Source organism: Halolamina rubra (assembly GCF_000739555.1).
GTDB lineage: Archaea > Halobacteriota > Halobacteria > Halobacteriales > Haloferacaceae > Halolamina > Halolamina rubra.
This window is the reverse complement of record NZ_BBJN01000039.1, coordinates 33,450-55,210: the sequence shown is the minus strand read 5'-3', so window position 1 is coordinate 55,210 and position 21,761 is coordinate 33,450. Positions and strand designations below refer to the sequence as shown.

At 71.4% G+C, this 21,761-nt stretch carries 22 protein-coding genes; 16 read left to right on the top strand and 6 right to left on the bottom strand.

Annotated elements, in window-relative coordinates; all coding sequences use genetic code 11:
* Positions 1 to 223 precede the first annotated feature (223 nt).
* The 7 genes from ilvB to ACP95_RS11130 are packed head-to-tail and all read left to right on the top strand — an operon-like array spanning position 224 to position 7,217.
* Positions 224 to 2,038 carry a biosynthetic-type acetolactate synthase large subunit gene (gene ilvB / locus ACP95_RS11160; protein WP_049981280.1) on the top strand — a complete coding sequence of 605 codons (1,815 nt, stop codon included), beginning with the start codon at positions 224 to 226 and terminating at the stop codon, positions 2,036 to 2,038.
* Complete coding sequence (ilvN, locus tag ACP95_RS11155; RefSeq protein ID WP_049981279.1) at positions 2,035 to 2,757, top strand: acetolactate synthase small subunit; 723 nt, start codon at positions 2,035 to 2,037, stop codon at positions 2,755 to 2,757. Before ilvB ends, ilvN begins: the two co-directional genes overlap by 4 nt.
* Positions 2,750 to 3,781: a ketol-acid reductoisomerase gene (gene ilvC / locus ACP95_RS11150; protein WP_049981278.1), complete on the top strand. Its 1,032-nt coding sequence runs from the start codon at positions 2,750 to 2,752 to the stop codon at positions 3,779 to 3,781. The genes ilvN and ilvC overlap by 8 nt, the downstream gene beginning before the upstream one ends.
* Before the next feature lie 4 nt (positions 3,782 to 3,785).
* Positions 3,786 to 4,139, top strand: coding sequence for a hypothetical protein (locus ACP95_RS11145; RefSeq protein ID WP_321163001.1), 354 nt, complete (start codon positions 3,786 to 3,788; stop codon positions 4,137 to 4,139).
* Complete coding sequence (gene leuC / locus ACP95_RS11140) at positions 4,136 to 5,563, top strand: 3-isopropylmalate dehydratase large subunit (protein WP_049981277.1); 1,428 nt, start codon at positions 4,136 to 4,138, stop codon at positions 5,561 to 5,563. Before ACP95_RS11145 ends, leuC begins: the two co-directional genes overlap by 4 nt.
* Positions 5,560 to 6,243, top strand: coding sequence for a 3-isopropylmalate dehydratase small subunit (gene leuD, locus ACP95_RS11135; RefSeq protein WP_049981276.1), 684 nt, complete (start codon positions 5,560 to 5,562; stop codon positions 6,241 to 6,243). Before leuC ends, leuD begins: the two co-directional genes overlap by 4 nt.
* On the top strand, positions 6,240 to 7,217 hold the full coding sequence (locus tag ACP95_RS11130) for an isocitrate/isopropylmalate dehydrogenase family protein (RefSeq protein ID WP_049981275.1): 978 nt from the start codon (positions 6,240 to 6,242) through the stop codon (positions 7,215 to 7,217). The genes leuD and ACP95_RS11130 overlap by 4 nt, the downstream gene beginning before the upstream one ends.
* Here ACP95_RS11130 and ACP95_RS11125 read toward each other — a convergent pair.
* Positions 7,214 to 7,969, bottom strand: coding sequence for a DUF1405 domain-containing protein (locus ACP95_RS11125; protein ID WP_049981274.1), 756 nt, complete (start codon positions 7,967 to 7,969; stop codon positions 7,214 to 7,216). The two genes, ACP95_RS11130 and ACP95_RS11125, sit on opposite strands and share 4 nt — an antisense overlap.
* A 133-nt stretch (positions 7,970 to 8,102) precedes the next feature.
* Here ACP95_RS11125 and pdxS point away from each other — a divergent pair, with 133 nt between their 5' ends.
* The gene (pdxS, locus tag ACP95_RS11120; RefSeq protein ID WP_049981273.1) at positions 8,103 to 9,011 is read left to right on the top strand and encodes a pyridoxal 5'-phosphate synthase lyase subunit PdxS; all 909 of its coding nucleotides are present in this window, start codon (positions 8,103 to 8,105) and stop codon (positions 9,009 to 9,011) included.
* Positions 9,012 to 9,162: 151 nt separating this feature from the next.
* Here pdxS and ACP95_RS11115 read toward each other — a convergent pair whose 3' ends face one another.
* On the bottom strand, positions 9,163 to 9,633 hold the full coding sequence (locus ACP95_RS11115) for a DUF5793 family protein (protein ID WP_049981272.1): 471 nt from the start codon (positions 9,631 to 9,633) through the stop codon (positions 9,163 to 9,165).
* A 164-nt stretch (positions 9,634 to 9,797) separates the two neighbouring features.
* On the opposite strand from ACP95_RS11115, the gene ACP95_RS11110 reads away from it, so the two are divergent.
* The 5 genes from ACP95_RS11110 (at position 9,798) to ACP95_RS11090 (ending at position 16,258) form a co-directional block, all read left to right on the top strand.
* A complete protein-coding gene (locus ACP95_RS11110; RefSeq protein ID WP_049981271.1) occupies positions 9,798 to 11,453 on the top strand; it encodes a type II/IV secretion system ATPase subunit in 1,656 nt (551 codons plus the stop codon).
* Between the two features lies 1 nt (position 11,454).
* Positions 11,455 to 13,545 (top strand): type II secretion system F family protein, encoded by a 2,091-nt coding sequence (locus ACP95_RS11105; RefSeq protein WP_049981270.1) that lies wholly within the window; start codon positions 11,455 to 11,457, stop codon positions 13,543 to 13,545.
* A 2-nt stretch (positions 13,546 to 13,547) separates the two neighbouring features.
* Entirely contained in the window at positions 13,548 to 14,195 is a 648-nt protein-coding gene (locus ACP95_RS11100) for a class I SAM-dependent methyltransferase (protein ID WP_049981269.1), read from the top strand.
* A gap of 53 nt (positions 14,196 to 14,248) precedes the next feature.
* Positions 14,249 to 14,950, top strand: coding sequence for a competence/damage-inducible protein A (locus tag ACP95_RS11095; RefSeq protein WP_049981268.1), 702 nt, complete (start codon positions 14,249 to 14,251; stop codon positions 14,948 to 14,950).
* Positions 14,951 to 15,187: 237 nt separating this feature from the next.
* The gene (locus tag ACP95_RS11090) at positions 15,188 to 16,258 is read left to right on the top strand and encodes an ATP-NAD kinase family protein (protein WP_049981267.1); all 1,071 of its coding nucleotides are present in this window, start codon (positions 15,188 to 15,190) and stop codon (positions 16,256 to 16,258) included.
* A gap of 11 nt (positions 16,259 to 16,269) precedes the next feature.
* Here the strand turns inward: ACP95_RS11090 and ACP95_RS11085 are convergent, their stop codons facing one another.
* Positions 16,270 to 16,839 (bottom strand): GNAT family N-acetyltransferase, encoded by a 570-nt coding sequence (locus tag ACP95_RS11085; protein ID WP_049981266.1) that lies wholly within the window; start codon positions 16,837 to 16,839, stop codon positions 16,270 to 16,272.
* Between the two features lie 112 nt (positions 16,840 to 16,951).
* Complete coding sequence (mvaD, locus tag ACP95_RS11080; RefSeq protein ID WP_049981265.1) at positions 16,952 to 17,950, bottom strand: phosphomevalonate decarboxylase MvaD; 999 nt, start codon at positions 17,948 to 17,950, stop codon at positions 16,952 to 16,954.
* A 123-nt stretch (positions 17,951 to 18,073) separates the two neighbouring features.
* Between mvaD and ACP95_RS11075 the strand changes: the two genes are divergently transcribed.
* A complete protein-coding gene (locus tag ACP95_RS11075) occupies positions 18,074 to 18,592 on the top strand; it encodes a CNNM domain-containing protein (RefSeq protein WP_049981264.1) in 519 nt (172 codons plus the stop codon).
* A 27-nt stretch (positions 18,593 to 18,619) separates the two neighbouring features.
* On the opposite strand, the gene ACP95_RS11070 is transcribed toward ACP95_RS11075, so the two are convergent.
* Entirely contained in the window at positions 18,620 to 19,048 is a 429-nt protein-coding gene (locus ACP95_RS11070) for a DoxX family protein (RefSeq protein ID WP_049981263.1), read from the bottom strand.
* Between the two features lie 279 nt (positions 19,049 to 19,327).
* On the opposite strand from ACP95_RS11070, the gene ACP95_RS11065 reads away from it, so the two are divergent.
* The gene (locus ACP95_RS11065; RefSeq protein ID WP_049981262.1) at positions 19,328 to 20,596 is read left to right on the top strand and encodes an MFS transporter; all 1,269 of its coding nucleotides are present in this window, start codon (positions 19,328 to 19,330) and stop codon (positions 20,594 to 20,596) included.
* 62 nt (positions 20,597 to 20,658) lie between these two features.
* Positions 20,659 to 20,982, top strand: coding sequence for a transcription factor S (locus tag ACP95_RS11060; RefSeq protein ID WP_049981261.1), 324 nt, complete (start codon positions 20,659 to 20,661; stop codon positions 20,980 to 20,982).
* Between the two features lie 44 nt (positions 20,983 to 21,026).
* Here the strand turns inward: ACP95_RS11060 and ACP95_RS11055 are convergent, their stop codons facing one another.
* Complete coding sequence (locus ACP95_RS11055; protein WP_049981260.1) at positions 21,027 to 21,758, bottom strand: tRNA (adenine-N1)-methyltransferase; 732 nt, start codon at positions 21,756 to 21,758, stop codon at positions 21,027 to 21,029.
* Positions 21,759 to 21,761: the final 3 nt, after the last annotated feature.

Sequence of the window (21,761 nt, the reverse complement as noted above, 5' to 3'; positions counted from 1 at the left end):
CGCGACAGCCCCAGCGGCAGCGATCGTGTCACGGGTCGACACGGCGCGGAAAGAGTTATCACGGTCGGGTTCATCGGGCCGTCCATGACGCGTCGACGCCACACCGGTTCGCTCGGCGTCAGCGTCTCGCTCATCATTGTAGGGGCTGCCTGACCCCTACACCCACCGCTTCTCAACCGACCGTCGCATCACCCGACCAGCGAACCCGCAGTCACCAGTCACGATGAGCGAGCCAGCACCCGCCGCGGCCCGACCCACCGAGGGGGAGCCACGGCACGACGACGACCGAGCGGAACCGAGCGACGAACAGCCACCCGACCACGACGAGCAGTCCACGGCGACGACCGGCGCCGACGCCGCGATCGCCGCGCTCGAGACGGCGGGCGTCGAGCACGTCTTCGGCGTGCAGGGCGGCGCGATCATGCCCGTCTACGACGCGCTCGCGGAGGCCGACGCGGCGCCGACCCACGTCACGATGGCCCACGAGCAGGCGGCGGCCCACGCCGCCGACGCCTACGGCCAGGTGACGGGCGAGCCGGGCGTCTGCATGGCGACCTCCGGTCCGGGCGCGACCAACCTCGTCACGGGGATCGCCGACGCCGACATGGACTCCGACCCCGTCGTCGCGCTGACGGGGCAGGTGCCGACCGAGTTCCTGGGTAACGACGCGTTCCAGGAGACCGACACCGTCGGCGTCACGCGGCCGATCACGAAGCAGAACTACGTCGCGGGCGAGGCCGACGCCGTCGGCCCGAGCGTCGGCGAGGCGGTCGAACTCGCGGCCGCTGGCCGCCCCGGCCCGACGCTGGTCGACCTGCCGAAGGACGCGACGACGGCCGAGACGACGAGCGACGCCGGCCCGGAGGCCGGACTGCCGGAGTACTACGAGGCGCCCGAGCGCGCCGACGAGCCAGCCGTCGACGCCGCGGCCGACGCGCTCGCCCGGGCGGAGCGACCGCTCGTGCTCGCGGGTGGTGGCGTGGTGAAAGCCGAGGCCAGCGAGGAGCTGCGGGCGTTCGTCGAGCGCTTCGACGTGCCCGTGGTGACGACGATGCCCGGCATCGGCACGGTGCCGGAGGACGACGAGCGCTGTCTCTCCTTCGCCGGGATGCACGGCACCGGCGCCGCGAACTTGGCGGTCTCGCACACCGACTGTCTGTTCGCGATCGGGACGCGCTTCGACGACCGACTCACGGGTGGCATCGAGACGTTCGCGCCCGAGGCCGAGGTGATCCACGCCGACGTCGACGCCGCCGAGATCTCGAAGAACGTCGAGGCGGACTACCCGCTGGTCGGCGACGCCGCGGCCGTGGTCGGGCAGGTCCACGACGCGCTCGAGGCGCGATCCGACGCCGACGGCCACGACGTGTGGCGCGAGCAGTGCCGCGAGTGGGAGGCGACGTACCCCATGACGTACGCGGCGCCCGAGGACGAGCCGCTGAAGCCGCAGTTCGTCGTCGAGGCCGCCGACGCGGCGACGCCCGACGACGCGATCGTCACCACCGGCGTCGGCCAGCACCAGATGTGGGCCGCCCAGTACTGGACGTACCGCGACCCGCGCGCCTGGGTCTCCAGCCACGGGCTGGGCACCATGGGGTACGGGCTGCCCGCCGCCATCGGCGCGAAAGTCGCCGCGCCCGACCGGGAGGTCGTCTGCTTCGAGGGCGACGGCTCGTTCATGATGACGCTGCAGGAGCTCTCCGTCGCCGCGCGGGAGAACCTAGACGTGACAGTGATCATCCTCAACAACGAGGCGATCGGGATGGTCCGCCAGTGGCAGGACGCGTTCTTCGAGGGGCGACACACCGCCTCGGAGTACGGCTGGATGCCCGAGTTCGAACCCATCGCGGAGGCGTTCGGCGCGAAGGGGTTCACGCTCGAGGAGTACGACGAGGTCGCCGACACGCTCGAAGCGGCGTTCGCCCACGACGGCCCGTCGGTCGTCGACGCCCGGATCGACCCCGACGAGAACGTCTACCCGATGGTCCCGAGCGGCGGCGACAACAGTGGCTTCGCGCTCTCGGAGGGGCAGCTATGAGCCGGGAGCGAGCCGAGGGGGGCTTCGCAGACCGCGACGCAAAGCGTGACGGGCTGACCGGTCCCGGGCCCGACGAGCGCGAGCGACCCAGCGGGCGCCGCTCGAAGGAGGGCGTCCGGGTCGACCCCGACGCCGAGGCCAGCCACCCCGAGCGCCGGACCACCATCTCGGCGCTGGTGAAACACGAGCCCGGCGTGCTGGCGGAGGTCGCCGGGCTGGTGAGCCGCCGCCGGTTCGACATCGACTCGCTCACCGTCGGGCAGACGACCAACCCCGAGACCGCCCGGATGACGCTCACCATCGAGGAGCCGGAGCCGGGCGTCCGGCAGGTCGAGAAGCAGCTCGAGAAGCTGGTGCCGGTGATCTCGGTCCGCGAGCTGGGCCGGGACGCGGTCCGGCGCGAGCTGGCGGTGCTGAAAGTCCACGACGACCGGCCCGCCGCGGTCGAGTCGGTCGCCGAGATGTTCGACGCCCGCACCCTCGACGCCGAGCCCGGGACGGTGACCGTCGAGGTGACGGGCAGTTCCGCGGAGGTCGACCGGGCGATCGAGGCGTTCCAGCGCTTCGGCGTCCGGGAGCTGACGCGAACCGGGACCGCCGCGCTGGCTCGCGGCACCGAGTGGACCACCGACGCGGAGGAGGAGCGCTACGAACGACAGCGGATCGACGCGGCATCGAGCCACGCAACGGCGCCGGAGGCGCCGACGAACGATGACTGAGAACACGATCTACCACGACGACGACGCGACGCACAGCTACATCGAGACGAAGACGGTCGCCGTACTCGGCTACGGCAGCCAGGGCCACGCCCACGCCCAGAACCTCGCGGAGAGCGGGGTCGACGTGATCGTCGGCCTGCGGGAGGGCTCGGCCTCGCGGTCGGCGGCCCGTGAGGACGGGCTCGCCGTAGCGACGCCGACGGAGGCGGCCGCGGCCGCGGACATGGTGTCGATGCTCGTCCCGGACAACGTCCAGCCCGACGTGTACGCGGCGATCGAGCCGGAGCTCGAGGCCGGCGACACGCTCCAGTTCGCCCACGGGTTCAACGTCCACTACGACCAGATCGAGCCGCCCGAGGACGTCGACGTGACGATGGTCGCGCCGAAGGGGCCGGGCCACATCGTCCGCCGGCAGTACGCCGACGGCGAGGGGACGCCCGGGCTGCTCGCGGTGTACCGCGACGCGACCGGCGAGGCGAAGCAGGAGGCGCTGGCGTACGCCGACGCGATCGGCTGCACCCGCGCGGGCGTCATCGAGACCACGTTCCGCGAGGAGACCGAGACCGACCTGTTCGGCGAACAGGCGGTGCTCTGTGGCGGCGTCACCGAGCTCGTGAAGGCGGGGTACGAGACGCTGACCGACGCCGGCTACAGCGAGGAGATGGCGTACTTCGAGTGTCTGAACGAGCTCAAGCTCATCGTCGACCTGCTGTACGAGGGCGGGATGAGCGAGATGTGGGACTCCGTCTCCGACACCGCCGAGTACGGCGGGCTCACCCGCGGCGACGTCGTCGTCGACGACCACACGCGCGAGCAGATGGAGACCGTGCTCGAGGAGGTCCAGAACGGCGAGTTCGCCCGCGAGTGGATCGCGGAGAACCAGGCCGGCCGGCCGTCGTACGGCCAGCGCCGCCGCGCCGAGAAGGCCCACGACATCGAGGACGTGGGGGAGGAGCTCCGCGCGCTGTTCGCCTGGAGCGAGGAGGAGCACCGAGAGGCAGCCAACCCACCCGCGGACGACTGAGACAATGACCCGACACACCGACACCCGAACCCCGACGGATCGACACGAGACCGACAGCCAGCGACACGACGAGGAGCACGCCGCCGACCAGCACACGATGGGCGACGTGCAGCACACCAACCCCATGACCGGCGAGACGTTCGGCGACTCCCAGGTGTTCGAGCGCGGGAAGGTCGCCGTCGTCGACGGCGGCGAGGCCGACGCCGAGCCCGACGACGAGCGTGACGAGGAGCCGATGGGCGACGTCGACCACACGCCGCGGGAGGACGCCCCGGACGCGGCGCAGGTGTACGACCGCGGCGTCGAACGGGTCGAGGAGGACGACGACGCGGAGGCGGACACAGAGGCCGACGTATGAGCGAGGGGACGCTGTACGACGCGGTGTGGGACCGCCACCGCGTCCGTCGGCTCCCCAGCGGCCAGGACCAGCTGTTCGTCGGCCTGCACCTGATCCACGAGGTCACCAGCCCGCAGGCGTTCGGGATGCTCGAGGAGCGCGACCTCGAGATCGCCTACCCCGAGCGCACCCACGCGACCGTCGACCACATCGTCCCGACCGACGACCGGGAGCGCCCGTACGACGACGACGCCGCGGAGTCGATGATGGCGAAGCTCGAGGAGAACGTCGCCGACGCGGGGGTCACGTTCGACCACCCCGACACCGGCCGGCAGGGGATCGTCCACGTCATCGGGCCGGAGCAGGGGCTGACCGAGCCCGGGATGACCGTCGTCTGCGGCGACTCCCACACCGCGACCCACGGCGCCTTCGGCGCGCTGGCGTTCGGGATCGGCACCTCACAGATCCGGGACGTGTTCGCCACCGGCACCGTCGCGATGGAGAAGCAGGCGGTCCGCCGGATCGAGGTCACGGGCGAGCTCGGCGACGGCGTCACCGCGAAGGACCTGATCCTGACGATCATCGGCGAGCTCGGCACCGACGGCGGCGTCGGCTACGTGTACGAGTACGGCGGCCCGGCCGTCGAGTCGCTGTCGATGCCCGGCCGGATGACCGTCTGCAACATGTCGATCGAGGGCGGTGCCCGCGCGGGCTACGTCAACCCCGACGAGACCACCTACGAGTGGCTCCGTGAGACGGACGCGTTCGAGGACTCGCCCGAGACGTTCGCGGAGCGCAAGCGGTACTGGGAGTCGATCCGCTCGGGCGACGACGCCACCTACGACGACGTGGTCACGATCGACGCCGACGCGATTGAGCCGACGGTGACGTGGGGGACGACGCCCGCCCAGACCGCCGGCGTCTCCGAGCCCGTGCCGGCGCCCGAGGCGCTGCCGCCCGAGGACCGCGCGGTCGCCGAGCGCGCGCAGGCGCACATGGGCGTCGAGTCCGGCGAGCCGATGGCCGGCTTCCCGGTCGACGTCGCGTTCCTGGGCTCCTGTACGAACGCGCGGCTCCCGGACCTGCGGGCGGCCGCAGAGATCGTCGCGGGCCGCGAGGTCCACGACGACGTGCGCGGGCTGGTCGTCCCGGGCAGCCAGCGCGTGAAAGCCGCCGCCGAGCGGGAGGGGCTGGACGAAACCTTCCGCGAGGCGGGCTTCGAGTGGCGTGAGGCGGGCTGCTCGATGTGTCTCGGGATGAACGACGACCAGCTGGAGGGCGACGAGGTGTGTGCCTCCTCCTCCAACCGGAACTTCGTCGGCCGGCAGGGCAGCGCCGACGGGCGGACGATCCTGATGAGCCCGGAGATGGTCGCCGCCGCGGCCGTGACGGGGGAAGTGACCGACGTGCGCGAACTGGACGCGACCCCGGAGGTGGCGCGATGAGCGGTGACGAGACCGCGACTGACGCTGACCCGTCGAGCGACGGCGGCGTCGACGCCCCGGCCGTCGAGCGCGTCACGGGGACGGGCGTCCCCGTCCGCGGGAACGACATCGACACGGACCAGATCATCCCCGCGCGGTTCCTCAAGGTGCTCACGTTCGAGGGGCTGGGCGAGTTCGCCTTCTTCGACCAGCGTTACGAGACCACCGGCCCGGACGCCGACGGCGGCGAGGTCGCCGAGAACCCGACCGACCACCCGTTCAACGACCCCGAGTTCGGGGACGCGAACGTGCTCGTGGTCAACGCCAACTTCGGCTGTGGCTCCTCCCGGGAGCACGCGCCCCAGGCGCTCCAGCGCTGGGGGATCGACGCCGTCGTCGGCGAGTCGTTCGCGGAGATCTTCGCGGGCAACTGCCTCGCGCTGGGCATCCCGACAGTGACCGCCGACAGCGAGGCGATCGCGGCGCTGCAGGACCGCGTCGAGGCCGAGCCCGACACCGAGATCACGGTCGACGTGGCCGCGGAGACCGTGACGTACGCCGACCGCGAGATCGACGCCGCGGTCGATCCGGCCCAGCGGCAGTCGCTCGTGGCCGGCGAGTGGGACACGACCGCCCTACTGGGGTCGAACCCCGAGCAGGTCGCCGAGACGGCCGCCTCGCTCCCCTACACCGATAGATGACCGACGAGATCGCGGTCGTCCCGGGCGACGGGATCGGGCAGGAGGTCGTCCCGGCGGCAGTCCGGGTGCTCGAAGCAGTCGAGCCCGAGTTCTCGTTCGTCGACGCCGAGGCCGGCGACGCGGTGGCAGCGGAGCGGGGCACCCCGCTCCCCGAATCGACGAGCGAGACCGTCGAGGGCGCCGACGCGACGCTGTTCGGCGCCGCGGGCGAGACGGCCGCCGAGGTGATCCTCCCGCTCCGGGAGGCGGTCGGCAGCTTCGCGAACGTCCGCCCGGCGCGGGCGTACCCCGGCGTCGACGCGCTCCGGCCCGAGACGGACGTGGTGTTCGTCCGGGAGAACACCGAGGGCGTCTACGCGGGCCACGAGAGCGATCTCGGCGAGGGCGTGACGACGCTCACCCGGGTCGTCACCGAGTCCGCCTCGCGGCGCATCGCCGAGTTCGGCTTCGAGTACGCCGCCGAGCGCGACGCCGACGTGACCGTCGCGCACAAGGCGAACGTGATGCGGACGACCGACGGCCGGTTCCTCGACGCCGTCGACGCCGTCGCCGACGAGCGCGACGCCGACTACGGGACTGAACTGATGGACGCGATGGCGACGAAGCTCGCGCTCGACCCGACCCAGTACGACGTGATCGTCTGCCCCAACCTCGCGGGCGACGTGCTCTCGGACCTCGCGGCCGGGCTGGTCGGGGGGCTCGGGCTCCTCCCCTCCGCGAACGTCGGCGCCGAGAACGGGCTGTTCGAGCCGGTCCACGGCACCGCGCCAGACATCGCCGGCGAGGGCGTCGCCAACCCGTCGGCGACGATGCTGAGCGCGGCGATGCTGCTCTCCCACCTGGGCCACGACGAGGAGGCGAACGAGGTGCGCGCGGCCGTCGAGGCCGTTCTCGAGGCGGGGCCCCGAACGCCGGATCTCGGCGGCTCGGCGACGACCGACGCGGTCGCCGACGCCGTGATCCGCCGGCTCTAGCGGTCGGCTTCTGCGAGCAGTTCCAGCTTCTTCACCCGCGTCGACAGCGTCAGGAACGTCGCCGTGAGCGTGAGCACCACCGCGCCCGCCGCCGCGAGCAGGTGGATCTCCGAGGGGTGCGTGAGGAATCCGTCGGCGCCGACGACCTGCCCCGGGATCAGGGTGTGGTGGGGCGTACCCACCAGTGGGACGAAGTAGTCGACGAGGTCGTTCAGCCCGTACCAGAGCACCGCGACCGCGACGGCGCGGACCGGGAAGTCCGAGAACCGGTGGAGCACGAACGCCTGGACCACCATCGCGAGGTGGCTGCACAGGAGGAACAGGTACATCGGCAGCGGGTTGACCGCGCGGAACCCCTCCGAGAAGACGAGCAGGACGTACGGCGTCCAGAGGCCGAGCTTCCAGCAGCCGAAGAAGGCCAGCGCGTTCAGGTACTCGCTGTTCCGCCCCAGCGCCCACGCGCCGAACGCGAGCGCGATGAACAGCGTCGCCACGGGGCTGTCGGGGACGAGCGGCCACACGAGCACGGGCTCCGCGGCGAACTGGCCGACGATCAGCGGGTCCGAGAGCGGCAGCGGGTGGAAGCCGTAGTACCAGAAGCCGAACGCGGTCCCGACGAGGTTCGTGAGGACGACGAGCCACACCGCCCGCAGGCCGAGGTCCTCGACGGCCCGCGGGACTGGGGCGAGCCAGCCTGGGAGCGCGTCGCGGTCGGGCAGGCGGGAGCGGGGGAGCAGGCCCGGCAGGGTCATGGACGAGGGAGCGGGCGGGGGCGGCAAAGGGCTGCCGGTGGCGGTGCGGACGGTCCCGCGGGCGTCGCCGCCGACTCCCGGCCGAACGGGCCGAAGCCACCCCCCTTAAGTCCCGTCCGCCGTAAGGGAACGTATGGACGAAGTAGACGACATCGAGGAGCTCAAACGGGGCACCGACCTCGTGAAGCGGGGCTTCGCGAAGATGCAGAAAGGCGGCGTCATCATGGACGTGGTGAACCGCGAGCAGGCCCGGATCGCCGAGGACGCCGGCGCCGTCGCGGTGATGCATCTCGAAGCGGTGCCGGCCGACATCCGCAAGCGCGGCGGCGTCGCCCGCATGGCCAACCCCGCGGACATCGGCGAGATCACCGACGAGGTCTCGATCCCGGTGATGGGGAAGGTCCGGATCGGCCACCGGAAGGAGGCCGAGATCATGGAGGCCGCCGGCGCCGACATGGTCGACGAGAGCGAGGTGCTCACCCCCGCCGAGGAGGAGTACCACATCGACAAGCGCGACTTCACCGCGCCGTTCGTCTGCGGCGCGCGCAACCTGGGCGAGGCGCTCCGGCGCATCGACGAGGGCGCGGCGATGATCCGCACCAAGGGCGAGGCCGGCACCGGCGACGTGAACCAGGCGGTCCACCACCAGCGCAACATCAAGAGCGCGATCCGTAAGCTGGAGGGGATGAACTACGAGGAGCGCGAGATGTGGGCCCGCGAGAACGAGGCGCCGCGCGATCTGGTTCACGAGACCGCCGACCTCGGTCGCCTCCCGGTCGTCAACTTCGCCGCGGGTGGGATCGCCACCCCCGCCGACGCCGCGCTGATGATGTACCACGGCTGCGACGGCATCTTCGTCGGCTCGGGGATCTTCGGCGCGGAGAACCCCCAGGCGATGGGCAGCGCGATCGTCGAGGCCGTCAACAACTGGGACGACCCGGAGGCGCTGTTCGAGATCGCCTCCGACGCCGGCGGCGGCATGCGCGGCGACGCCAACGTCGACCTCCCCGAGGAGGAGAAGCTGCAGGGCCGCGGCAACTGAGGGCGGTCGCGTTCCTTCTGACGACACTGTGGGTGTTCCGGACTGGTCACAAATTCTGGACTGTGTGAACTTTCCACGCGGCTCGAACGGTGCTGATAGCGCCGACTGTTCGAGGCGTGCGCGATAGCTGCAGTAGAGAGCCGACGGCCGGTTACAGTTCGACGCCCGGCGGGATGAGGCTGCGCTCGCGGAGGAACTCGCCGTCGGCGTCGTAGACGAGGAACGTGTCCTTCTCGTACTCGACCATCTCCTCGCCGTCGATCGAGACGATCACGCGGTAGCCGTCGGCGTCCTCGGACTCGGTGTACGCCCGCGCGGCCTCGATGAACCGGAGCACGTCCGCCGACTCCTCGTTGAGTTCGAGGACGTACTCCCCGGTGACGCGGTTGGTGACGGCGACGACGCCCGGCACGGAGGCGTCCTCGACGAGCTCCTCCTGGAGGCGGAACGCGACGTCGACGTCGTCGCCGGCGAGCAGCTCGCCGTCGGTGTCGCTGAGGCGCTCCCGGAGCCCCTCCCCGGGGCCGCTGAAGTCGATCTCGACCAGCGGCTGGGCGGGCTCGGCACCCTCCGCCGCCCAGTCGACGTTCGTCACGTCAAGTTCGAAGTAGTCGCGCCTCATTCGGTACTGCACGGTTAGCGATGGGTACCTAAAACCGTGACGCCCGTGTGTGCCTTGCGACAGTTCGGTCGCGCCGACCCGCGGCCGGCGCGCGCGGACTGCAGCCGACGCCGCAGTGCGTACAGTTATAAGGCCGCCCCTCCGGTAGCCCACACGACTACGGCATGTCGGGGGACCGAATCGACGGGTCGGAGACCGGTAGCACGCTCTCGGGGCTGAAGCGGCGCATCAGCCGGACGCTGGAGCTACTTCGCGGCGCGGAGCTCGAGACGCGGCCGTTCCGTCCGGGCGAGGACGGGCCGCTGGCGTCGTTCGACGTGCCCGAGGGCCACGAGGAGGTCGACCGCTACTGGGTGAACGCGCCGTACGCCTACGTGGTGATCACCCACGACCCGGCGGCGAGCGAACACCAGTACCACGCCGTCGAGCCGACCCTGGACGAGTTCGAGCGGCTGCTGCTGCGCCGGGTCGTCGAGGATATCCGCGACCCGCTGCTGTACCGCGCGGCCGACACCGACGCCGACAGGGAGCTACTCAGCGAGGAGCTGGAAACGCTGCTCGAGCAGTACGGCGTCGACGCCGACATGGGGACGTTCCACTCGCTGCTGTACTACCTCATGCGGGACTTCCGGGGGTACGGGAAGGTGGACCCGCTGCTGAACGACGGCCACATCGAGGACATCTCGTGTGACGGCTACGAGCTCCCGATCTTCGTCTACCACGACGAGTACACCGACATCGAGACGAACGTCTCCTTCGAGCCCGAGGCGCTGGACAACTACGTCATCCGGCTCGCCCAGCAGTCCGGCCGCCACATCTCCGTCGGCGACCCCATCGTCGAGACGACGCTCCCCGACGGCTCCCGCGCCGAGCTCGCGCTGGGCGAGGAAGTCACCCCACGCGGCTCGGCGTTCACGATCCGGCAGTACGCCGAGGAGCCGTTCACGCCGATCGACCTGATCGAGAACGACACGTTCACGATCAGCGAGATGGCGTACTTCTGGCTCTGCATCGAGCACAACAAGTCGCTCATCTTCGCCGGCGGGACGGCGTCGGGGAAGACCACGTCGATGAACGCGGTGTCGATGTTCATCCCGCCGCGGGCGAAGGTGCTCACCATCGAGGACACCCGCGAGCTCTCGCTGTACCACGACAACTGGCTCTCCTCGGTCACCCGCGAGCGGCTGGACGAGGGGACCGACATCGACATGTACGACCTGCTGCGCTCGGCGCTGCGTCACCGCCCGGAGTACATCGTCGTCGGCGAGGTCCGCGGCGCCGAGGCGGTCACGCTGTTCCAGGCGATGAACACCGGTCACACGACGTTCTCGACGATGCACGCCGACTCGATCGAGACCGTGATCAACCGGCTGGAGAACGAGCCGATCAACGTCCCGCGGGCGATGGTCCAGAGCCTCGACATGATCTCGATCCAGGTGCTCACCCGGAAGGACGACGAGCGCGTCCGCCGGACCAAAACCGTCGGCGAGATCGGCGGCATCGACCAGCGGACCGGCGAGCTCGACTACTCCGCCGCGTTCCAGTGGGAGGCCGACACCGACACCGTGCGCCGGCGGGACTCCGCGCTGCTCGAGGAGATCCAGGAGGAGCGTGGCTGGCGCCGTTCGGAACTGCTCCAAGAGATGCGCGACCGCGAGCGGTTCCTCGAGTTCCTCCAGAAGCGCGGCATCACCGACTACCGCGCCTTCACCGCGCTGATCAACGAGTACTACGCCCACCCGGACCGCGTGATGGACCGGGTCGAACGAGCCGACGTCGAGCTCTCGGCGGGCGATGGGCTCGCCGACACGGTGGAGTGAGATGCTCTGGGCGCTCCCGCTCGTCGTCGCCGTGCTCCTGCTGCTGCCGATCGCGGCCGAGCGCGTCGCCCGGCCCGCGGAGCTACTCGTCACCCGAGTCGCGATCTCGCTGTTCGGCGACTACGTCGCCGACGAGAGCCCGCGCAAGCGGGACCAGCAGTCCCGCCTCCGTGCGGCCCACGTCCGGACCACCCACCGCGTCTACGCGGCGCGGACGCTGCTGTACAGCCTCCTGTTCGGGGTGAGCGGCAGCGTCGTCGGCGTCTACGGCGCTGCCGCGCTGCTCTGGACGCTCCGGATCAGCGGGGAGGCCGTGCGGGCTGCGCTGCCGGCCGCGCTGGGGTTCCTCGCGGACCTGACCCGCGTCACCGACCTCGGGCTGGCGGACCTGTTCGTGCTGGTGTTCGTCTCCAGCGCGACCGTCGGCACGGCGCTGGCGCTCGGCACCTACGTTCTGCGGTGGGCGATGCTCGACGAGCGGGCGAGCAACCGCGCGAGCGGGATCGAGGCGACGCTCCCGCGGACGATCGCGTTCGTGTACGCGCTCTCCCGGTCGGGGATGGCGTTCCCCGCGATCCTCGACACGCTGACCCGAAACCGCGACGTGTACGGCGAGGCGGCGGTGGAGATCGGCGTCGCCGTCAGGGACATGAACACGTTCGGCACCGACGTGCTGACCGCGCTCGACCGGATGGCCGACCGCACGCCCAGCGAGAACTTAGAGGAGTTCGGGGAGAACCTCGCCTCCGTGCTCGGCTCCGGGCAGTCGCTCTCGAACTTCCTCAAGGGGCAGTACGAGCGCTACCAGGAGGAGGCCGAGGCCCAGCAGCGCCAGTATCTCGACCTGCTGTCGACGTTCGCCGAGGCGTACGTCACCGTGCTCGTCGCGGGCCCGCTGTTCCTGATCACCATCCTCGTCGTCGTCGGCCTCGTCCTGCAGGACACGCTCGACCTCCTGCGGGTGGTGGTGTACCTCGCCGTCCCGGTGGCGAGCCTGGCGTTCGTCGCCTACATCGACAGCTCGACCAGGACGATCAGCAGCACGCTCGGCGACGTGCGCTCGGAGATCCCGCCGGTCCAGGTCAGCGGGATCACCGACGTGGAGACCGAAGCCGCCCGCGCCGACGGCGGGCAGGTCGCCGACGAGTGGCGGGCCAGCCGGGAACGGCTCGCGGTGTACGAGACGTACGAGTCGGTGCTCGGCTGGCTGCGGAGCCCGGCCCGGACCCTGCTGCGCAACCCGAGCTACAGCTTCGCCGTCACCGTCCCGGTCGGGCTCTGGTGGGTGTTCGTCCGTGCGGGGGCGATCCCCCTCGCCCCGCTGGCGGCGCTCCGGGCGGTCGACAGCCCGGTCGTCGAGGCGACGCTGTTCGTCACCGGCGCGTTCGCGCTGCTGTACGAGATCGACAAGCGCCGGGTGCGGTCGATCGAGCGGGTGATCCCCGACTTCCTCGACCGCTTCGCGAGCATCAACGACGCGGGTGTGAGCGTCGTCCAGAGCATGGAGCGACTCACGCGCTCGGATCTGGGCGCGCTGAGCCCGGAGCTCCAGCGGGCGTGGGAGGACGTGCGCTGGGGCGCCGACGTGCGGGCGGCGTTCCGCCGGATGGAGCGCCGGATCGACTCGCCGATGATGACCCGCGCGACGGTGCTGATCACCAACGCGATGACGGCGAGCGGGGAGATCGCGCCCGTGCTGGAGATCGCGGCCGACGAGGCCCGCGCCAGCCGCCGGCTCCAGCGCGAGCGCCGCCAGGAGATGGTGACGTACATGCTGGTCATCTACATCGCCTATCTCGTGTTCATCGGGATCGTGTTCGCGCTCTCGACGTCGTTCATCCCGGCGATCGACAGCGCGAACCTGAGCGGCACCGGCGGCGGGCTCCCGGGCGGCGTCTCCGGCGGCGTGTTCGGCAGCCTCGGGAGCGTCGACACCGGGGCGTACACGCTGCTGTTCTACCACGCCGCCGTGATCCAGGCGACGTTTTCGGGGCTGATCGCCGGCCAGCTCGGCGAGGGGTCGATCGCCGACGGGGCGAAACACGTCGTGATCCTGCTCACGCTTACCGTGATCGCCTTCGCCTTCCTCTGACGATGGGAGCGGACCGCCACGCCGGCCAGACGTACGACCGCATCGCCGGCCACTTCTCACAGACCCGCGAGTACCCCTGGCCCGAGATCGAGTCGTTCCTCGAGGGGCGCTCCGGCGCCGTCGGCCTCGACCTCGGCTGCGGCAACGGGCGCCACGCCGAGGTGCTCGCCGCCCACGCCGACCGCGTCGTCGGCGTCGACGCCAGCACGGGGCTGCTGGCGGAGGCGGCCGACCGCGCCACCGAGCGCGGGTTCGCGGTCGACCTCGTCGCCGGCGACGCCGGGTCGATCCCGCTGCGGGCCGACGCGGTCGATCTCGCGGTGTACGTCGCGACGCTCCACCACCTCCGGCCGCGGACGCGCCGGCTCGCGAGCCTAAACGAACTGGGTCGCACCCTCGCGCCGGGCGGGCGGGCGCTGGTGAGCGCGTGGAGCACCGCCCACGACCGGTTCGTCGACGAGGAGACCGACGGCTCGGGGCTCGACACCGAGATCGACTGGACGCTGCCGGGCGGCGACACCGTCGGGCGGTTCTACCACGTGTACGACCCCAGGGAGTTCGAGGCCGACCTCCGGGCGAGCGAGCTGGCGCTGCTCGAGTGGGAGCTCTCCAGCGGGAACTGCTACGCCGTCGTCGGCCCCGGAGAGTGAGGGCGGAGCCGCCGCCGTCGCGCTTTTCCCCGGCTCGCGCCTACCCCCGACAGATGGACGCCGCAATCGTCACCGTCGGCGACGAACTGCTCACCGGCGACACCGAGAACACGAACGCGACCTGGCTCTGTGCCCGCCTCGACGAGCGGGGCGTCGGCGTGGAGCGCGTGACGACCGTCCCCGACCGCGAGGCGGACATCGCCCGCGTCGTCAACGAGTACCACGCCGAGTACGACGCCGTGATCGTCACCGGCGGCCTCGGCCCGACCCCCGACGACGTGACGATGGCGGGCGTCGCGGCCGCGTTCGGCCGCGAGGTCGAACTGCACGACGAGGCCGTCGCGTGGCTCCGCGAGGAGGGCGGCTACGCGGGCGACGACCTCGCGACCGGCACCGCCGAGCTCCCGGCCGGCTCGCGGCCGCTCCACAACACCGAGGGGGTCGCCCCGGGCGCCGTCGTCGAGTCCTGCTACGTGCTCCCCGGCGTCCCGGCGGAGATGCGGGCGATGTTCGCGGCCGTCGCCGACGAGTTCGACGGCGAGCAGACGTACGTCGAGCGCGTCGAGGCCGCCGAGCCCGAGAGCGAGCTGCTCGACCGGATCGCCGAGGTGGGGGAGCGCTTCGACGTGAGCGTCGGCTCCTACCCCGGCGAGACGGTGACGCTGAAGGTCACGGCGACTGATCCGGCGGAAGCTCGACGGGCGGCCGCGTGGCTGGCCGAGCACGTCGACGACGTCGGCGAGAACGCCGAGTAGTTACCGGTAGAACGCGAGCGTCCACGCCGCCGTCACGGCGATCCCCAGTACGAGCGCGACGGCGCCGGTCAGCGCCGGATCGAGCGACACCCCTTCGACTGCGGTAGCCTGAAGCATGCCTCGGCGTTCGACGCTCCGGCGCTTAGCTCTGGTGGTCTCCGGCGTCGACGCCGGCGGCAGGGCTGTCGCGGTCGCCGCCTCCGCGGCCGTTTTCCCGCTCCCCGTCGAAGGGGGGCCATGCACGTTGGTTTCGTCCTCAACCCCATCGCGGGAATGGGTGGCCGCGTCGGGCTGAAGGGCACCGACGGGAAGGTGGCGGAGGCCCGCGCCCGCGGCGCGGAACCGCGGGCGCCCCAGCGCGCCGAGCGCGCGCTGGCAGAGCTCCGGGATCGACTGCCCGACGCCGAGATCTCGACCTGGGGCGAGCCGATGGGGCAGGCGGCGGTCCGGGCGGCGGGGTACGAGCCCGCCGTTCTCGGCCAGCCCGGGGGCGACGAGACGGGTTCGGAGGACACTCGCGAGGCCGTCGAGGCGTTCGTCGACGCCGGCGTCGACCTCGTGCTGTTCGTGGGCGGCGACGGGACTGCGGCGGACGTGGCGGAGACGCTCGAGGGAACCGACACGCCGATGCTCGGCGTTCCCGCCGGCGTCAAGGTCTACTCCTCGGTGTTCGCGGTCTCGCCGGAGGACGCCGCCTACATCGTCGCGAGCTACGAGCGCACCGAGCGCCGGGAGGTGATGGACATCGACGAGGACGAGTACCGCGAGGGCGAGGTGAACCCGGAACTCCGGGCGGTCGCACGAGTGCCGGTGGGAGAGCAGATGCAGTCCTCGAAGCAGCTCGGCGGCGGTACCGTCGAGGCGCTCGCCGAGGGCGTCGCCGACGACATCCGGGCCGAGCCGTCGCGGACGTACGTGCTCGGTCCCGGATCGACAGTCGGAACGATCAAGGACGAACTCGGGTTCGAGGGCTCGCCGATCGGCGTCGACGTGTGGCGCGACGGCGAGGTGGTGGTGCGAGACGCCAGCGAGCAACAGATACTGGACGCGCTCGGGCCGGAAGGCGAGAACGTCATCGTCGTCTCCCCCATCGGCGGCCAGGGGTTCGTGTTCGGCCGCGGGAACCCCCAGCTCTCCCCCGACGTGATTCGGCAGTGCGACGTGACGATCGTCGCCTCGCGGGCGAAGCTCGACGGCGTGAACGTGCTGCGCGCCGACACCGACGACCCGGATCTGGACGAGGAGCTCCGCGGCTGGTGGAAAGTCCGGGTCGGGAAGTTCGAGACCCGGATGATGAAGCTGGTCTGACGTGCGGCCGGTTACGCTTCGTCGAGCTGCTTCGCCATGATGTAGATCGCCTCGGGGTCGTCGAACGCTCCACGGACCGCGTCGAGGTGGTCGGGGCCGCCGTCTCCGGGTTCGACGTAGAGTTTCCGCGTCCCGTCCTCGATTCGGACCCCCACCACCTCGTGGACCGTCTCCGGCACCGCCGAATCGGCGTCGAGACGGACCAGGACGCTCTCGGGACGGTACCCGTTCGCGGCGTAGAACTCGTCGACGTAGCCGCCGGCGGAGCCGAGCGACACGCGCTCGAACCCGTGGGCGACGGCCCGGTCCTCGACGGCGTCAAGCAACGCCGAGCCGATCCCCTGCCGGCGGTGGGACTCCTCGACGCTGATCCCCGCGAGTTCGAGGCGCTCCGCCGAGTGCGGGCGGCCGAGCGCGTGCCCGACGAGCGCCTCCCCGTCGTACGCGCCGAGGAGGAACTCGGGCGACTCGGCGTACCACTCGCGGACGGTGTCGAGCGACTCATCGCGGTCGACGTAGCGGTTGTGGAGGCGGCGGAACGCGGGGAGGTCGGACTTCCGGATCGACCGAACTTCGACCATACTGGCGACACCCGACGGATCGAAAAAGAACCTGGGGGAGGGGCGACACAGCCACGGCACCACGCTCAGAGCCGGCGGCCGACGCTGCCGACGATCGCGCGCCGGGGCTGGCTCAGAACAGGCTCTCGCTCTCCGCGAGCACCTCGGCGGGGCCGCCGACCTCCCAGACCTGCGTCTCGACGCCCGTCTCCGCGACCTTCTCCTCGACCACGTCGGCGTAGTCCGCAGTCGTGTTCACGTACACCGACGCGCCGGTGTCCGTCGAGAAGTAGACCGGCACGCCCGTCTCCCGGAGCTCCCGCACGGCGTTGAACACGGCGATGGTCTGGGGCTTCCAGTACACCCAGCCCGACGGGCCGGTCATCGTCGTCGCCGTCAGCGACAGCGAGTCGTGCTCGGCGGTGCCGAAGATGCGGTGGAAGTCGCCCTCCCGCAGCGCGTCGCGCATCTCGACCAGCTGGTCCTGGACGTGCGCCAGTCGCGCGTCGAACATGTGGCTCGCCTCGGCTTCCTCGTGCGCTTCCTCGGTCTCCTTGTAAGCCGGGACGAGCGCCGTGACGATCCGGAGGTCCTCCTCCGGGTCGAAGCCGTCCTCGCCCGTGCCGGTGGCGAGGCGGTGGGAGCGGCAGTCCTCGTCGTTGAGGCCGGCGGAGAGGTCGGAGTAGGCGCCCGTGACCGCGCGGGCCGCCGACGACGAGCCGCGGCGCGCGATCGTCGAGATCTCGGGTCGGGTCAGGTCCATCCCCGCCGCCTCGCTGGCAGCCATCGCCAGCGCCGCGAAGCCGGAGGAGGAGGAGCCGAAGCCGACGTTCGAGGGGAAGGAGTTCTCGCTCTCCACCCGCGCGGCGTGGTCGATCCCCGCGAGGTCGCGGACGTGATCGAGCACGTGGCGGATGCGCTCGGCGCCGCGGCCGTCGACGCCCTCGCCGTCGATGATGTACGTGTCGTCGCCGGCGTCGGGGAGGAACTCGACGGTGGTGGTGGTGTTCGACGGCGCGGTACAGACGCTGATCGAGTCGTGGTAGGGGAGGCGCAGCTCCGTGTCGCGCATCCCGTGGTACTTCACGAGCCCCTGGATGGGGTGGGCCCGCGCGGTGGCCTTGAGCGGCATCTCTGTCGGAGTTCCTCGGCGGCCCGGGTTAGACGTGTCGGTGCTGTGGCGTCGACGTGCCACGACACGGCGGCCGGTGGCGCCCGCCGCCGGCTTCATTACCGCCCCGCCGGGAAGGTGGCCATGGTCGACCTGTTACTCGCCGCCGGGATCGCCGCCACAGTCGCCCTGCTGGCTTGTAGTGCGTTCTTCTCCAGCTCCGAGACGGCGATCTTCTCGCTGCCGGCTGGCACGGACACCTCCGCCGACGCGACCGCCGCCGCCGACGGCCGGGCGCGAACACTGGCTGCGCTGCGCGAGGACCCCCATCGGCTCCTCGTCACGCTGCTGGTCGGGAACAACGTGGTCAACGTCGCGATCTCGAGCATCGTCACCGTGCTGGTCGCGCGCTCGCTCGACCCCGGCGCCGCGGTCGTCGCCGCGACGCTGCTCACGAGCGTGCTGGTGCTCGTGTTCGGCGAGATCGTCCCGAAGGCGTACGGGCTCGGCAACGCTGCCGCGTGGTCGCTCCGGGTCGCGCCCGTCATCTCGGTCGTCGAGCGCGTGCTCTCGCCGGTGATCTCGCTGTTCGACTGGGGGACCAGCGCGATCACGCGCTGGATCGAGGGGGAACCCGACATCGAACGCCCGTACGTGGAGTAGCCCGCAACGAGCGGTCGGGGGTGTCGCTTAGAACAGGCCGACGCCGAGCGCCAGCGGCCAGTCGGCGCCGCCGAGCCCGAGGAACGCCAGCGAGCCGCCCAGTAGCGCGGCGTTCTTGAGGAAGTGGGTCATCTCGCCCTGCGTGTCCTCGGCGTTCCAGAAGTCGTGCATCAGCGGCGTCGCGACGACGAAGAACGTCGCGAGCGCGCCCGCCGCGAGCACGGGGTAGGCGCCGGCGGCGATGCCGAGCCCGCCCAGCAGCAGCATCACGCCGGAGGCGACGACGCCGAACTCGGGCGCGGGGACGCCTTTCGCGCCGGCGTACCCCGCCATCCCCTCGACGTCCATGAAGTGGTTCAGCCCCATGAACGCGAGGACGAGGCCGAACACGACCCGGGCCAGCAGGAAGATCGTCCCCGCGGCGCCGTCGAACGCGGCGACCTGGAGCAGGCTCATCGCGCCACCTCCGTCGTCGAGTCGGTTGCGAGCGGTTCCGCCGTAGTGGGTGGTTGCGTCACGCTACCAGCTACAGGTGCGAACCACTTGAGCGCTCGCGAACCCCGCCGTCACCCGGTTACAGCGGTGTTACCGCCGAAATCGTGTGAAAGAATCGCCTCCAAATCCGCCCGTCCGAACGCCGCCGCGGGTCAGAACGACAGGGGTCGAACCTATCCGAAAACTTACTAAACCGCGTTTCCCCGAGGGTTCAACACGCGGGCCGCCGACGGCTCGCGCGTGTCCCTCCACGCGACGCTCCGCCGGCGGTTCTCGCCCCCGACGGATCCGGCGTTCCGCCGGATGCTCGCGGGCCGGGCGACGAGCTTCCTCGGCGACGGGCTGTACACCGTCGCCGCGATGTGGCTGGTGTTCGAGCTCACCGGCTCGACGACGTACACCGGGCTCGCGGGGTTCCTGCTGCGTGCGCCGAACGCGCTGAAGCTGTTGGCCGGCCCGCTGGTCGACCGCGCGCGGCTCGAGCGCGTCCTCGTCGGCTCGGAGGCGCTCGGCGCCGTCCTGTCGCTGCTCGTGCCGCTGGCGGCGCTGGCCGGCGAGCTCTCGGTCTGGGTCGTGCTCGCGGTGCTCCCGTTCATGGCGCTGACGGAACTGTTCGCGGCGCCGGCCCAGACGGCAGCGCTCCCCCGAGTCGTCGCCAGCGAGTCGCTCGTCCGTGCCAACAGCGCGTTCTCGATCGTCACGAGCGCCGTCGACGCCGGGGCGAAGGCGATCGGCGGCGCGCTCGTCGCCGCCGTGGGCGCCGTCGCGCTGTACGGCGTCGACGCCGCGACGTACGGCGTCGCCGCGCTGCTGTTCCTCGGGCTCTCGATCCCCGAAACCGAGTCGGCGGAGGGGAGTGACGATCCGGACGGCCGCCTCGATCTCGCTGCCTACCGCCGGGAACTCCGGGAGGGTGTCGCCGTCCTCACGGGGTCGGTGCTCGGCGCGATGCTGCTGGCGAGCCTCGTCGCCAACTTCCTCACGAGCGCGGCGTTCGCGGTGCTGCCCGCGTACGCGGCCGCGCTCTCGGGCGCGGCGGGGTACGGCCTCCTGCTCGCGGCGACGACCGCCGGCGCCGTCGCCGGCTCCCTGCTCGCGCCGCTGGTCGAGGACCGATCGCTGGGCGTCACGAACGCCGTCGGCCTCCTGCTCGCGGGCGCGGCCTGGGTCGGCGGCGTCGAACTCGGCGGCGTCGCGCTGACGGCGGCGCTGTTCGGGCTCTCCCGCGTCCCCGTCGGCGTGTACAACGTCGGCGTGCAGGCGACGATGCAGACGGGCGTGCCCGACGACCGACTCGGCCGGGTGACGGCGACGGTCAGCAGCCTGAGCAACGTCGTCGGCCCGCTGGGACTGCTGCTCGGGGGCCTGGCGGGCGCCGCGGTCGGCGCGCGGGCGGTGCTGCTGGCCGGCGGCGTCGGCATCGCGCTCACCGGGTCGTTCTGGGCGGCCCTCCCCCCATTGCGGCGGTTCGGCGCGCCGACCGCGGTGGAGTCCGGGACGTTCGGCTGACCCACGCCCCACCGGCGGCGAACCCCGGCGCTTAAACCGGGTGGCCCGCTACGCCACCGCTAATGAAGTTCTGCGACGAGTGCGGCTCGATGATGAAGGCGGAGGGCGACGAGTGGGTCTGTGGCAGCTGTGGCTACACCGAGCCCCGCGACGAGGCCGAGGAGAGCGCGATGACCACCCAGCAGGACCAGGAGGAGAGCGAGATCGTCGACATGTCCGACGTGGGCGAGGAGGCCATGGGGCCGACCACGGAGATCCGCTGCCCCGAGTGCGGCCACGACCGCGCGAGCTACGAGATGAAGCAGATCCGCTCGGCCGACGAGTCCGAGACGCGCTTCTTCACGTGTACGGAGTGCGGCCACAAGTGGCGCGAGGACGACCACTGAGAGCGCTCGCGGCCTGACCGCGCCGAAAACGAACGGACGCGCCCCTACTCCTTCCGCGCGAACGTGAGGTAGCCAGTGTGGCCCACGCCGGCCGTCGACGGCCGCGTCCCGCGGTCGCTCACGTCCATCCGGCGCTGGATCGTCTCGAACGTCCGGATCTCCGTGAGCCCGTCGCGGGCGGCCTCGACGGTCTCCCGGACCGACTCCACGAACGGCGAGTAGACGGCGACGAACCCGCCGCTGGTCAGTAGCTCCGGCGCGCGTTCGACGACGGCCGCCGAGTCGCCGGTGTCGAGCGTGAGCACGTCGAACGGGCCCTCGTCGACGAGTTCGTCGAGCTGTTCGGTCACGTCGCCGGTTCGCACGTCGACGCGGTCGTCGACGCCGCCGAGCGCCATGTTCTCCCGGGCCACGTCGGCGAACGTGGCGTCGGTCTCGTACGTCGTCACCTCGGCGCCCGCACGGGCGAGGTACGCCGCGAGCACGCCAGTCCCGGTGCCGGCGTCGAGCACGCGGTCGCCCCCGCCGGCGCCGGTGTGGCCCATCACGAGCCCGGCGTCGCGCGGCATCATCGGCGCGCCGGTGCGCTCGAAGTGCTCGAACAGATCCGGCCCTCGGAGTCGTTGGGCGACGAAGCGCTCGCCCAGGTGGGTCTCGAGCTCGTCGCCGTGGCTCACGTCCTCGGGCACGTCGAGCACGCCGAGGTCGGTCTGGAGCTCCTCGCCGGGGTGGCGTACGTACTCACGGTCGCCGTGAACCAGTAGAACGGCCTCCACCGG